This is a genomic window from Klebsiella aerogenes, from assembly GCA_029027985.1.
Lineage (GTDB): Bacteria > Pseudomonadota > Gammaproteobacteria > Enterobacterales > Enterobacteriaceae > Klebsiella > Klebsiella aerogenes_A.
Map to the genome: position 1 here is coordinate 207,682 of CP119076.1, position 13,514 is coordinate 221,195.

Sequence of the window (13,514 nt, forward strand, 5' to 3'; positions counted from 1 at the left end):
CATTCTGTTGACAGATTGTACGGCATGAGGGGCATTTCATGGAGAATCCGTACTGCAACTCAGTCGTTTTAGCGAACGGAATCCCCATCTCTCTCAACGCCTTCGGGCACCACCGACCAGACCGGGTAAAAAATAAATAAAGGTCTGGCGGATATATGCAAACAACATCACAGTTTTGGAGCAGAATAATGAGTATTTCCTTGAAAAAGTCAGGGATGCTGAAGCTTGGTCTGAGCCTGGTCGCCCTGACCGTCGCCGCAAGCGTGCAAGCTAAAACCCTGGTTTATTGTTCTGAAGGCTCGCCGGAAGGCTTTAACCCACAGCTATTCACCTCTGGTACCACCTATGACGCCAGCTCGGTGCCGATTTATAACCGTCTGGTCGAATTTAAAACCGGTACGACTGAAGTTATTCCTGGCCTTGCTGAGAAATGGGACGTCAGCGAGGACGGCAAAACCTATACCTTCCATCTGCGCAAAGGTGTGAAGTGGCAGGACAATAAAGACTTTAAACCGACGCGTGACCTGAATGCCGATGACGTGGTGTTCTCCTTCGACCGTCAGAAAAACGATAAAAACCCGTACCACAAAGTCTCTGGCGGTAGCTATGAGTACTTTGAAGGCATGGGGCTGCCTGACCTGATTAGCGAAGTGAAGAAAGTGGACGACAATACCGTCCAGTTCGTACTGACTCGCCCGGAAGCGCCGTTCCTGGCCGACCTGGCGATGGACTTCGCGTCTATCTTGTCGAAAGAGTACGCCGATAACATGCTGAAAGCCGGCACGCCGGAAAAAGTGGATCTCAACCCAATCGGTACCGGTCCATTCCAGCTGCTGCAGTACCAGAAAGATTCTCGCATTCTGTATAAAGCCTTCCCGGGCTACTGGGGCACCAAGCCGCAGATTGATCGTCTGGTCTTCTCCATCACGCCGGATGCTTCTGTACGCTATGCCAAGCTGCAGAAAAACGAGTGTCAGGTGATGCCGTACCCGAACCCGGCGGACATTGCGCGCATGAAGGAAGATAAAAATATCAACCTGATGGAGCAACCGGGTCTGAACGTGGGTTATCTCTCCTTTAACACCGAGAAAAAACCGCTGGATAACGTCAAAGTTCGCCAGGCGCTGACCTACGCGGTGAACAAAGAAGCGATCATCAAAGCTGTTTACCAGGGCGCAGGCCAGGCGGCGAAGAACCTGATCCCGCCGACCATGTGGGGCTATAACGATGACGTTAAAGATTACTCCTACGATCCTGAGAAGGCGAAGCAGCTGCTGAAAGAAGCCGGAATGGAAAAAGGCTTCACCATCGACCTGTGGGCAATGCCGGTACAGCGTCCGTACAACCCGAACGCGCGCCGTATGGCTGAAATGATCCAGGCCGACTGGGCGAAAATCGGCGTACAGGCCAAGATCGTGACCTACGAGTGGGGCGAGTACCTGAAACGCGCGAAAGCGGGCGAGCATCAGACCGTCATGATGGGCTGGACCGGCGACAACGGGGATCCGGATAACTTCTTCGCGACTCTGTTCAGCTGCGCCGCGGCGAAAGACGGTTCTAACTACTCGCGCTGGTGCTACAAGCCGTTTGAAGATCTGATTCAGCCGGCTCGCGCCACCGACGACCACAACAAGCGTGTTGAACTGTACAAACAGGCTCAGGTGGTGATGCATGACCAGGCTCCGGCGCTGATCATCGCTCACTCCACCGTATACGAGCCAGTGCGTAAAGAAGTCAAAGGCTATGTGGTTGATCCGCTTGGAAAACACCACTTCGATAACGTCTCTGTCGAATAATAAGCACGATGCCTGACCCCCTCTCCCCGTGTGGGAGAGGCGGGGGGCGTATTCCCGCAATTCCGGGGAATACTTTTGTGAGCAATACAGACGCCTTGTCACCAGGCTGGGCGTTACTAGAGAGAATCCGGGTTATGTTGCAGTTTATTCTCCGACGTTTGGGACTCGTCATCCCGACATTTATCGGTATTACCCTTCTCACCTTTGCCTTCGTCCATATGATCCCCGGCGACCCGGTGATGATTATGGCGGGCGAACGTGGTATTTCCCCTGAGCGTCATGCGCAGCTGCTGGCTGAAATGGGCCTCGATAAACCGCTGTGGCAGCAATATGCCCATTATATTTGGGGCGTACTGCACGGCGACTTGGGCATCTCGCTGAAAAGCCGAATTCCTGTATGGCAAGAGTTTGTGCCGCGCTTTAAAGCCACCCTTGAGCTGGGCGTCTGCGCGATGATTTTCGCCGTTGCCGTTGGTATTCCGGTGGGGGTGCTGGCTGCGGTAAAACGTGGCTCTATCTTTGATCACACCTCTGTCGGCCTGGCGCTGACCGGTTACTCAATGCCTATCTTCTGGTGGGGCATGATGCTGATTATGCTGGTCTCGGTACAACTGAACCTGACGCCGGTATCCGGGCGTATCAGCGACACGGTGTTCCTTGACGATAGCCTACCGCTGACCGGCTTTATGCTGATCGATACCGCTATCTGGGGCGAGCAGGGCGACTTTATTGACGCCTTAATGCATATGATCCTGCCGGCTATCGTGCTGGGCACTATCCCGCTGGCGGTGATCGTGCGTATGACCCGTTCATCGATGTTGGAAGTCCTCGGCGAGGACTACATCCGCACCGCGCGCGCCAAAGGGCTGACCCGGATGCGGGTGATCGTGATCCACGCGCTGCGCAATGCGATGCTGCCGGTGGTCACGGTTATCGGTCTGCAGGTGGGCACGCTGCTGGCGGGCGCCATTCTGACCGAAACCATCTTTTCGTGGCCAGGATTAGGGCGCTGGCTTATCGACGCGCTGCAGCGCCGGGATTATCCCGTAGTCCAGGGCGGAGTTCTGCTGGTGGCGACGATGATTATCCTCGTCAACCTGCTGGTCGACCTGCTGTACGGCGTGGTGAACCCGCGTATCCGACATAAGAAGTAAGGGGCCATCATGTCACAAATTACTGAAAATAAAGTTGTCGCCGCACCGGTGCCAATGACCCCGTTGCAGGAGTTCTGGCACTATTTCAAACGCAATAAAGGGGCGGTCGTTGGGCTGGTGTACGTGGCGGTGATGATTATCATCGCGGTCTTCGCCAACTTCCTCGCCCCGTATAACCCAGCGGATCAGTTCCGTGATTCACTGCTGGCGCCACCGTTTTGGCAGGATGGCGGCAGCCTGTCGCATTTGCTCGGCACCGATGATGTTGGCCGCGATATTCTGTCGCGCCTGATGTACGGCGCGCGTCTGTCGCTGCTGGTCGGTTGCCTGGTGGTCGTGCTGTCGCTGATTCTCGGCGTGGTGCTGGGCCTGGTGGCGGGCTATTTCGGCGGGGTGGTGGACTCCATCATCATGCGTATCGTCGACATTATGCTGGCGCTGCCGAGCCTGCTGTTGGCGCTGGTACTGGTGGCTATCTTTGGGCCGTCAATCGTCAATGCTTCACTGGCGCTAACCTTTGTGGCTCTACCGCACTATGTCCGTCTGACGCGTGCCGCGGTACTGGTTGAGGTCAACCGCGACTACGTTACCGCTTCTCGCGTGGCGGGCGCCGGCGCGGTACGCCAGATGTTCGTCAATATTCTTCCTAACTGTCTTGCGCCGCTGATCGTTCAGGCGTCGCTGGGCTTTTCTAACGCCATTCTCGACATGGCAGCGCTGGGGTTCCTCGGCATGGGTGCGCAGCCGCCTACGCCTGAGTGGGGCACCATGCTCTCCGACGTGTTGCAGTTCGCGCAGAGCGCCTGGTGGGTCGTGACCTTCCCGGGTGTGGCGATCCTGCTGACGGTGCTGGCATTTAACCTGATGGGTGACGGTCTGCGTGACGCGCTCGATCCCAAACTGAAGCAGTAAGAGGCTCGAGATGGCGTTATTGAATGTAGATAAATTATCGGTGCATTTCGGCGATGAGAACGCGCCGTTCCGCGCCGTGGACCGCATCAGCTATAGCGTGAAGCAGGGCGAAGTGGTCGGTATTGTCGGTGAATCAGGTTCCGGTAAGTCGGTGAGTTCGCTGGCGATTATGGGGCTGATTGATTACCCCGGCCGGGTGATGGCAGACAAACTGGAGTTCAACGGCCGCGATCTGCAGCGAATTTCTGAGAAAGAGCGCCGTCAGTTGGTTGGCGCGGAAGTGGCGATGATCTTCCAGGATCCGATGACCAGCCTCAATCCGTGCTTCACCGTCGGCTACCAGATTATGGAAGCGATTAAGGTACATCAGGGCGGCAATAAGAAAACCCGCCGCCAGCGGGCGATCGACCTGCTGAATCTGGTCGGTATTCCCGATCCAGCTTCGCGCCTGGATGTTTACCCACATCAGCTTTCCGGCGGTATGAGTCAGCGCGTGATGATTGCGATGGCGATTGCCTGCCGGCCGAAACTGCTGATTGCCGATGAACCCACCACCGCGTTGGATGTGACTATCCAGGCGCAAATCATCGAGCTGCTGCTGGAGCTGCAACAGCAAGAGAATATGGCGCTGGTGTTGATTACCCATGACCTGGCGCTGGTGGCGGAAGCCGCGCATAAAATTATCGTTATGTATGCCGGTCAAGTGGTTGAGACCGGCGATGCGAAAGATATTTTCCGTGCGCCGCGCCATCCGTACACCCAGGCGCTGCTGCGCGCACTGCCGGAATTTGCCCAGGACAAAGCGCGTCTGGCGTCGTTACCGGGCGTGGTCCCAGGGAAATATGACCGTCCAAACGGTTGCCTGTTGAACCCGCGCTGCCCCTATGCCACGGATAAATGCCGCAGCGAAGAGCCAGCGCTCGCAGACCTCAACGGCGGGCGTCAGTCTAAATGCCACTACCCACTCGATGATGCCGGGAGGCCTGGATTATGAGTACACAAAAGGCCGCCACGCAACAACCGCTGTTGCAGGCCATTGATCTGAAAAAACACTACCCGGTGAAGAAGGGGATCTTCGCTCCGGAGCGGCTGGTGAAAGCGCTGGATGGCGTCTCCTTTACCCTTGAGCGTGGCAAAACGCTGGCGGTCGTCGGCGAATCGGGCTGCGGTAAATCCACGCTGGGCCGCCTGCTGACGATGATTGAGATCCCGACCGGCGGCGAGCTGTATTATCAGGGGCAGGATCTGCTCAAGCACGATCCGCAGGCGCAAAAGCTGCGGCGGCAGAAAATCCAGATTGTGTTCCAGAACCCGTACGGTTCTCTGAACCCGCGTAAAAAAGTGGGGCAAATTCTGGAAGAGCCGCTGCTGATTAACAGTAGCCTGAGCAAAGAGCAGCGGCGCGAAAAAGCGCTGGCGATGATGGCGAAAGTCGGCCTGAAAACCGAACATTACGATCGCTACCCGCATATGTTTTCCGGCGGTCAGCGCCAGCGTATCGCGATTGCCCGCGGTCTGATGCTGGACCCGGATGTGGTGATTGCCGATGAGCCGGTTTCCGCGCTGGATGTTTCGGTACGCGCGCAGGTGCTAAACCTGATGATGGACCTGCAGCAGGAGTTAGGTCTTTCCTACGTGTTCATCTCCCACGACCTGTCGGTCGTTGAGCATATCGCCGATGAAGTGATGGTGATGTATCTCGGCCGCTGTGTGGAGAAGGGAACGAAGGACCAGATCTTTAACAATCCTCGCCACCCGTATACCCAGGCATTGTTGTCGGCGACGCCGCGCCTGAACCCGGACGATCGCCGTGAGCGCATCAAGCTGACTGGCGAGCTGCCGAGCCCGCTGAATCCGCCGCCGGGTTGCGCTTTCAATGCGCGCTGCCGCCGCCGCTTTGGCCCGTGCACCCAGCTTCAACCGCAGCTGAAGGATTACGGTGGTCAACTGGTGGCCTGTTTTGCCGTCGATCAGGATGAGAATCCGGAGAAAGCGCGCGCTTGATGGTAAAAGGGTTGTCGCATTATGGCGTCTGCCGGGGATGGTTGGAATGCGCCTCGCAGATCAAAAAATGGCGTGATGAAGGCGATAAATCGGGACAGTAGAATCGACGCCAAGCCGGGTTTGCCCGGTGAGGCGCAATGTTGCGGGGGCTTGAACCCTGGCGGCATAGATAAGTTGCTGGAAAAAGAAAACCCTCGCGTGTTGCTGGTATTAACCAGGCAACTGAACGAGGGCTATCAAAAACTCCAGACAAGTTAAAGATAGCCGCGAACGGTTGCCATTGCAAGACAGGCGACTCTATGACGCTCACACAGTTAGGTCTGATCTTCTGGGACGATCTGGCGGCGCCGGTAATCGCTGGCCTCCTGGTCAGCATTATCGTCAGCTGGATGCGCAACCGGAAGTAACGGACCGGCGGGCGTGAGTCTGCTGCGTTGGCAATTTGCGCCCGAACAGGCCGCAGGAATTTCTCCTGCGGCCTTTTTCGTTTTTACTGCGGATAAGGTACCCAGCTGCCGCCATTGAGCTGAACATAGGGTTTACCCTGATACTGAATCACAATCGCGTTGGAGTTTTCCGAGACCGCCGCGGTTTGCGGCAGGTTCGCGGTGTATTGCTGCCAGTTGACGTTGTCTTCGGTAAACATTTTGCCGTCCAGCGCCCGCACGACCAGTTCAGAAATCGCGAGGTAGCTGGAAGGCTGATCGATTTCTACCGCTGCGCCCTGATGCGGGGCCTTCATGCCGAAGAATTTCACCGCGGCGGGAACATTGGTGATCGACGGGCTTGGGATATCGCGCAGACCGGAAACCTGCATTTTATCGCCCTTCAGCGCGCCGCCGTGTTCCGGTACCACCACGACCATCACTTTACGGCCCGATTTTTCCAGCTCGGTAAAGAAGGCATCCAGCTCGTCGAAGAATTTCTGCGCGCGAGCCTTGTAGTCGGCCGTTTTGCTTTGGCCTGGGTAATGGTTGCCGTCGTGCAGCGGCAAGGTGTTGTAGAAAGTCGCGGTTCGTGGCGTATTGAGCTTCTCGGTGGTCTGCAGCCAGCGGTTGAGGGTAGCTTGATCGTCATAGACCGGAGAACCGTCGAAGCCTTGCAGGATAACCGGCAGCCCAGTCTGGTCCATCAATGGACTCTGCATACCGCCGAGCGTACGAAGCTCTTTCAGGAAGTCGCCAAATACGCCGTTGTGGCCCAGCATCAACTGCTGGGTAAAGCCCAGCTTGGCCAGATTCTCAAACAAGTAGCACTCGTTGCCTGACGGCTGATACAGGTCGGTATGCGACAACTGACCACAGCTGGCGCGTAGCAGACGTACCGCCGCCGGGCCGCTGTAGGACGTCGCGGAGTTAAAGTTTTTGAAGATGATATCGAAATGCTTCCACAGCGGATGATCCATTAGCCCGGCGGCATCGATGTCTGACCATGACAGGGAACAGATATTGATAACCAGCAGATCGAACGGTTGCGCATCGGCAGGCAGTTGATCCGGGAATGGCGTTTTTCTTTTCTGCTCAGAGGCATAGAAAGTCTTCAGCCAGTTGCTGAGGTTGGCAGAGGTTGGCGGTTCGGTTTGTGGCGGGATATCGCCGCTGGCTGCTGTGCTGGCGGAAGCCGTTGTCGTGCTAGCGGCGCTACCGGTTGCCGCCGCAGGGGCGGCGGCGGCCGTTGTCGGCTGACCGGCAGGCCACAGGGTGAAGGAGGGCAGCAGCGGGCTGACGACCAGCCAGACCATGATCGCCGAAACAAAGACCGTCACGCGCAGCCACTGGCTGATGAACAGCCACAGCACCAGCATTACGAAGAAGGCGCCAACCATATTCCAGTTGATAAAGCGGGTGACCAGATCCCAGACATAATCAGCGCTGAAACCAGCGATCTGCGAACCCTGGCTCATGATGCTTTCCGGGCCGGGTAGCCAGGTATCGTGCCAGAAGAGGGCCAAACCGAGCGGGATGGCTACCCAGTGGCGTATCCGATGCAGCTTTTCACTGGGAATCGGCACCAGCAAAAAGGCGAGGAACACCAGGTTAAGCATCGGGTGGAAATTAAGGTATCCCGCCCACAGCAGAGCAAACTTCACAAGGAAGTAGAAGTTCCATCCTGACAGGCCGCGCCAGTACTGCCATAGCGGGAGCGGCGTAGCGGTATTTTTTGCTTTGGTCATTTTTTCGGTTTGCCCTGCCTGGTCGCGTTTTCCCGGCGCAGCATGCCAGCCGGTTTAACGTAACGGGGTTTAAAGAACATCAAACGCAAAGTGGTGCGAATACGGCGCTGATAATGACGCGTCAGGTATCCCAGCGGAAAAAACAGCAGGGCGCACAATACGATGAGCTGAATGATATCAGCGATAGACATCATGACGTCGGCTCCCCATCGCTGGAGAGGCGGTAAGGCTCCGGAATTCGCCGCCACTGGCGCCCATCGTGCTCGACGTTGAGGGCTTCGTTTTTGCCGACTGTTATCGGCAACGGCGTATTCCAGTCTTCCGGAGAGATACCGCGCATCAGCAGGATTTCGGCGGAAATTTGTTTATCTTCGAACCAAATCATACGGTTAGAGAAGATGTCTCCGGTCGGTAAAGGAAAGATATGATTTAATGCGGTATCCAGATCGTTTACGCGGCAAAACGACAGAAACAGCACAATTCTGTTATTGCCAATGGTGACGATATCACCCATACGGTTGGGCTTACACAGCGTTAACGCCTGTTCGACGCGCAGCCCCGGCGCCGGGCGCAGCGCTACCATGACCCCCTTGCTATCCGGCGGCAGCAGCGTGTTGGCCATGATCGCGCCGACCGCTTCGCAGAAGGCGTCCCATGTTTGATAACCGCGGAGTTTTAGCGGTCTGCTCCAGGTCAGCAACGTATTGAAGTCTTCCGGGACATGGCGAGTAAACTTCTGTTTCTGCACGCTTTCAATCAACGTCAGGCAGCGCGAAAGCCCGGCGCCGCACGGGATCACCATATTGGCTCCGCAGCTAAGCAACAGGCGTTCATCGGTGGCGCGCAGGCTGGGCGTTTGTTCGCGTACCACGATTTTTAAGGCGCTGCCGCGCTGGCGGCGCAGGGTATGGATGTAACGGCCGAGTTGCTCGATTTGCTCGTTTTGGGTGATGGAAAAGAGCAGCGTCGCCGCCTGCGCAGTGCGTCCGGCGTCAAAGACCGCATCGTTGGTTTCAAATAGCGTCCAGTATTCGGAAAGCGCCGGCGCGCCTTCCAACACGCGCAAATTACTGAGGATGATTTTCTCGTCACTGCGTGGTTGGACGACGGTCTCTTCATTCTGCGCCAGCCGCCAGCCATCGCTGTCCTGCAATATAATCAATTGTTGCTGAGAACTAATACCTTTCTCACTGCCCCACCATGCAATATCAAATAGATGACTATCGCCTTGATAACGAATGCTCGCCAGCCCGGAAAGGTCGCGGTATTGGCGTAATAGTGGGGACAGTTGCTTGTCAGTGTCGTTACCGGAGTTAAGGACCATAAGAGAACAATTATGGTATTTAGCCCATCTATTAGATTTACCAACCCAATGACATAATTCTTCTGTTTTTATATTTTGCCAGGCATTTTCCGTACATAGCAGAATAAATAAATAGTTGCCAGGCTCCATCGAACAAAGTATGTCGCGGTGCATCTCCCGCAGGCCTTCAGGGCGATCGGGCATGGTGAATAAGACGACTTTGTCCGGGCCGCTATCTTTTTTTAATGATATGATTTCATTTGGTTTTTTGCCCATTACCACGACAGCGACCTTGCTGTCTTTCGCCTGGGTTGCCAGCGTTTGATTGAGCAGGGTTACGGCGTCGGCATAGCGGTCGACATTGAGCCACCATACTCCGCCGACGGGCATATGGCATACTTCGTCCCATAATGATGAAATACCCAACGTATATATGATTTCCACGATGTCCCTCGCGCGCCCTGATTTACCATCATTAGTTTACTAGCGAAAGCGTGAGAGTAAACCTAACATTGAAATTAAAGGACATCAGTTTTAGCATAGACACGTAATTTTAGGGATGAACCGTTTACACTTCCTGGTTTCATAATGTGTTTTTCGAATGGACAGAGAAATGCCGGAAAAAGAACCTGTGATACCCAGCGATGCAACGCTGGGATATACCTTTCAAAATGATTTCCTGGCATTAAGCCGGGCATTTTCCCTGCCAGATATTGATTACCACGACATTTCCCGACGCGAACAGTTAGCTGCGGCATTGAAACGCTGGCCGCTTTTGGCCGAATTAGCAGAGAAAAAGTAAGGAAGCCGTCATGGCGATTCTGGGGTTACAAGGCATACGCGGTGGCGTAGGCACTACATCGATTACTGCCGCTCTGGCTTGGGCGTTGCAACTGCTCGGCGAAACCGTGTTGGTTGTCGATGCCAGCCCGGACAACATGCTGCGCTTTTTTTTCAACGTGGATTTCGACCATCAGAATGGCTGGGCGCGTTCGTTGATTGACGGTCGTGACTGGCGCGATGCCGGCCTACGTTATACCTCGAATATCGATCTGCTGCCGTTTGGCCGCCTGACTCCCGGCGAGCGTGAGCACGTTGATAAACTCAGTACGGCGCTGGAACCTATCGCGGCACAGCTCAAACAGCTCGATCGGCAAGGCGCTCATCGCTGGCTGCTGATCGATATCCCGGAAGGCTATTCCCCACTTACCCGCGAACTGCTGGGCGTCTGCGATCGCGCGCTGCAGGTGGTGCATCCTGACGGCAATAGTCATATTCGTCTGCACCAGCAGGCGTTGCCCGCCAACGCTGATATTTTGATTAACGACCTGCGTGTCGGCAGCCAACTGCAGGAGGATCTGTATCAGCTATGGCTGGAAAGCCAGCGGCGTATTCTGCCGGTGACTATCCACCGCGATGAAGCGATGGCGGAGTGCCTGGCGGCGAAACAGCCGCTTGGCGAATATCGCCAGGATTCGCTGGCGGCGGAAGAGGTTCTGACGCTGGCCAACTGGTGTTTACTGCATTACGCCAGCAAGGTGGCGGTATGATCCGTCTGAGTACGCTGTTGCTGGCGCCGCCGGTCGGCGAGCGCCTGAGCGAACGCTATCGCGATTATCGCCAGCACGGCGCGTCGGTGCTCTCGGCTTTTCTCGGCTGCCTGTGGACGGCGCTGGCATGGGCGTTTATGCCGCTGGAGACGCCGCGTTGGCAAGCGATACGCGAGCGTCACGCCGACTATTTCCCGCATATTAATCCGCATCGCCCGCGCCCGTTGGATCCGCTGCGCTATCTGTTGCAGTCGCTATGGCTGCTGGCCACCCGGGTGCCTGAACCCGATAAGAAAATCAACTGGCGCTCGCTGGCGGCGCTGGAAGGGGTCCACGGGCGCTATGCGCAGTGGATGGAAAAATTGCCCGAGAAGGTCAGCACCCGCACCGGCCATCTGGATAAACAAAAAGAGCTCGAACATCTCCATCCGAAACTGCGGCGGCTGGTGCTTGGCACGATCACTGGCTTCTCGCTGGTGCTGGCGCTGCTGTGTATTACCCAGCCGTTTAACCCGCTATCGCAATTTATTTTCTTGCTGCTGCTATGGGGCGTGGCGCTGCTGGTCCGTCGTATTCCGGGGCGCTTCTCCGCTTTGATGCTGATCGTGCTGTCGCTGACCGTCTCCTGCCGTTACATCTGGTGGCGTTATACCTCGACCCTCAACTGGAACGACCCGGTGAGTCTGGTGTGCGGATTGATTCTGCTGTTTGCCGAAACCTATGCCTGGATCGTGCTGGTGTTGGGCTATTTCCAGGTGGTATGGCCGTTGAACCGCCAGCCGGTGCCGCTGCCGAAAGACATGAATGAGTGGCCGACGGTAGACCTTTTCGTGCCGACCTACAACGAAGATCTCAGCGTGGTGAAAAACACTATCTACGCCTCGCAGGGGATTGATTGGCCGAAGGATAAGCTCAATATCTGGATCCTTGATGACGGCGGTCGCGAAGAGTTTCGCCAGTTCGCCAAAGATGTCGGTGTGCATTACATCGCGCGCACCAGCCACGAGCACGCCAAAGCGGGTAACATCAACAACGCGCTGAAGTATGCCAAAGGCGAGTTTGTCTCGATTTTCGACTGTGACCACGTGCCGACGCGCTCGTTCCTGCAGATGACGATGGGCTGGTTCCTGAAAGACAAAAAACTGGCGATGATGCAGACGCCGCACCACTTCTTTTCGCCGGATCCATTCGAGCGCAACCTGGGCCGCTTCCGTAAAACGCCGAACGAGGGCACCTTGTTCTACGGCCTGGTGCAGGACGGCAACGACATGTGGGACGCGACCTTCTTCTGCGGATCCTGCGCGGTGATTCGCCGCGGCCCGCTGGATGAAATCGGCGGCATTGCCGTTGAGACGGTGACCGAAGATGCCCACACCTCGTTGCGCTTGCATCGCCGAGGCCATACCTCCGCCTACATGCGTATTCCGCAGGCGGCAGGGCTGGCGACGGAGAGCCTGTCGGCGCACATCGGCCAGCGTATTCGTTGGGCGCGTGGAATGGTGCAAATTTTCCGCCTTGATAACCCATTGTTCGGTAAAGGGCTGAAGCTGGCGCAGCGCATCTGTTATGTCAACGCGATGCTGCACTTCTTATCTGGTATCCCGCGACTCATCTTCCTCACCGCGCCGCTGGCATTTCTGCTGCTGCACGCCTATATCATTTATGCGCCAGCGCTGATGATCGCCCTGTTCGTGCTACCGCACATGATCCACGCCAGCCTGACGAACTCGAAAATTCAGGGGAAATATCGCCACTCTTTCTGGAGTGAAATCTACGAAACGGTGCTGGCCTGGTATATCGCGCCGCCGACGTTCGTTGCGCTGATTAATCCGCATAAAGGCAAGTTCAACGTCACCGCCAAAGGGGGGCTGGTGAAAGATGAGTATGTCGATTGGGTTATCTCTCGCCCCTATATTTATCTCGTCCTGCTGAATCTGCTGGGCGTGGCGGTCGGCATCTGGCGCTTTATGTACGGGCCGGAAAACGAAATGTTGACCGTCTGGGTAAGCATTATCTGGGTGTTTTATAACTTAATCATTCTCGGCGGCGCCGTGGCGGTATCGGTAGAGAGTAAACAGGTGCGGCGTTCGCACCGCGTGGAGATGTCGATGCCGGCGGCGATTGCCCGTCCTGATGGCCACTTGTTCTCCTGCACCGTTCACGACTACTCCGATGGGGGGCTGGGGATCAAAATTCACGGCGAAGCCCAAGTGCTGGAAGGGCAGAACATCAATCTGCTGCTGAAACGCGGGCAGCAGGAATATGTTTTCCCGGTGCGGGTGGCGCGGGTGAACGGCAGTGAAGTCGGCCTGCAGCTGCTACCGTTGACCAACCAGCAACATATTGATTTTGTGCAGTGTACGTTTGCCCGCGCTGATACGTGGGCGCTTTGGCAGGATAGCTTCCCGGAAGATAAACCGATGGAAAGCCTGCTGGATATCCTCAAGCTGGGGTTCCGTGGATATCGTCACCTGGCGGAGTTTTCTCCACCGTCGGTGAAGGTTATTTTCCGCTCGCTCACCTCGCTGGTGGCCTGGATCGTATCGTTTTTACCGCGCCGTCCCGAACGCGCCGCGGCGGTACTCTCGGCAGAACCGGCAATGGCTCAACAATGATGATAAT

Annotated in this window: 12 protein-coding genes; 9 read left to right on the forward strand and 3 right to left on the reverse strand. The window is 56.1% G+C overall.

Annotated features, from left to right (window positions below):
- The first annotated feature begins 188 nt into the window (after positions 1-188).
- From PYR66_00970 to PYR66_00995, 6 genes are all read left to right on the forward strand, one after another.
- Positions 189-1,796 carry an ABC transporter substrate-binding protein gene (locus PYR66_00970; protein WEF28339.1) on the forward strand — a complete coding sequence of 536 codons (1,608 nt, stop codon included), beginning with the start codon at positions 189-191 and terminating at the stop codon, positions 1,794-1,796.
- A 134-nt stretch (positions 1,797-1,930) separates the two neighbouring features.
- Complete coding sequence (dppB, locus tag PYR66_00975) at positions 1,931-2,950, forward strand: dipeptide ABC transporter permease DppB (protein ID WEF28340.1); 1,020 nt, start codon at positions 1,931-1,933, stop codon at positions 2,948-2,950.
- Between the two features lie 9 nt (positions 2,951-2,959).
- The gene (gene dppC, locus PYR66_00980) at positions 2,960-3,862 is read left to right on the forward strand and encodes a dipeptide ABC transporter permease DppC (protein ID WEF28341.1); all 903 of its coding nucleotides are present in this window, start codon (positions 2,960-2,962) and stop codon (positions 3,860-3,862) included.
- Between the two features lie 10 nt (positions 3,863-3,872).
- Positions 3,873-4,856: a dipeptide ABC transporter ATP-binding protein gene (gene dppD / locus PYR66_00985; protein WEF28342.1), complete on the forward strand. Its 984-nt coding sequence runs from the start codon at positions 3,873-3,875 to the stop codon at positions 4,854-4,856.
- Positions 4,853-5,866: a dipeptide ABC transporter ATP-binding subunit DppF gene (dppF, locus tag PYR66_00990; protein WEF28343.1), complete on the forward strand. Its 1,014-nt coding sequence runs from the start codon at positions 4,853-4,855 to the stop codon at positions 5,864-5,866. Before dppD ends, dppF begins: the two co-directional genes overlap by 4 nt.
- Before the next feature lie 299 nt (positions 5,867-6,165).
- Positions 6,166-6,273: a type I toxin-antitoxin system toxin Ldr family protein gene (locus tag PYR66_00995; protein WEF28344.1), complete on the forward strand. Its 108-nt coding sequence runs from the start codon at positions 6,166-6,168 to the stop codon at positions 6,271-6,273.
- 83 nt (positions 6,274-6,356) lie between these two features.
- Here the strand turns inward: PYR66_00995 and bcsG are convergent, their stop codons facing one another.
- Genes bcsG through bcsE form a run of 3 tightly spaced genes read right to left on the reverse strand, consistent with a single transcriptional unit; the run spans position 6,357 to position 9,786 of the window.
- Positions 6,357-8,039 (reverse strand): cellulose biosynthesis protein BcsG, encoded by a 1,683-nt coding sequence (gene bcsG / locus PYR66_01000; GenBank protein ID WEF28345.1) that lies wholly within the window; start codon positions 8,037-8,039, stop codon positions 6,357-6,359.
- Positions 8,036-8,233, reverse strand: coding sequence for a cellulose biosynthesis protein BcsF (gene bcsF / locus PYR66_01005; GenBank protein WEF28346.1), 198 nt, complete (start codon positions 8,231-8,233; stop codon positions 8,036-8,038). The genes bcsG and bcsF overlap by 4 nt, the downstream gene beginning before the upstream one ends.
- The gene (gene bcsE, locus PYR66_01010; GenBank protein WEF28347.1) at positions 8,230-9,786 is read right to left on the reverse strand and encodes a cellulose biosynthesis protein BcsE; all 1,557 of its coding nucleotides are present in this window, start codon (positions 9,784-9,786) and stop codon (positions 8,230-8,232) included. The genes bcsF and bcsE overlap by 4 nt, the downstream gene beginning before the upstream one ends.
- A 169-nt stretch (positions 9,787-9,955) precedes the next feature.
- On the opposite strand from bcsE, the gene bcsR reads away from it, so the two are divergent.
- From bcsR to bcsA, 3 genes are read left to right on the forward strand one after another with little or no spacing between them, the layout of a single operon-like run.
- On the forward strand, positions 9,956-10,144 hold the full coding sequence (gene bcsR / locus PYR66_01015; protein WEF28348.1) for a cellulose biosynthesis protein BcsR: 189 nt from the start codon (positions 9,956-9,958) through the stop codon (positions 10,142-10,144).
- A 10-nt stretch (positions 10,145-10,154) separates the two neighbouring features.
- The gene (bcsQ, locus tag PYR66_01020) at positions 10,155-10,892 is read left to right on the forward strand and encodes a cellulose biosynthesis protein BcsQ (protein WEF28349.1); all 738 of its coding nucleotides are present in this window, start codon (positions 10,155-10,157) and stop codon (positions 10,890-10,892) included.
- Positions 10,889-13,507 (forward strand): UDP-forming cellulose synthase catalytic subunit, encoded by a 2,619-nt coding sequence (gene bcsA / locus PYR66_01025; GenBank protein WEF28350.1) that lies wholly within the window; start codon positions 10,889-10,891, stop codon positions 13,505-13,507. The genes bcsQ and bcsA overlap by 4 nt, the downstream gene beginning before the upstream one ends.
- The last annotated feature ends 7 nt before the right edge of the window (positions 13,508-13,514 follow it).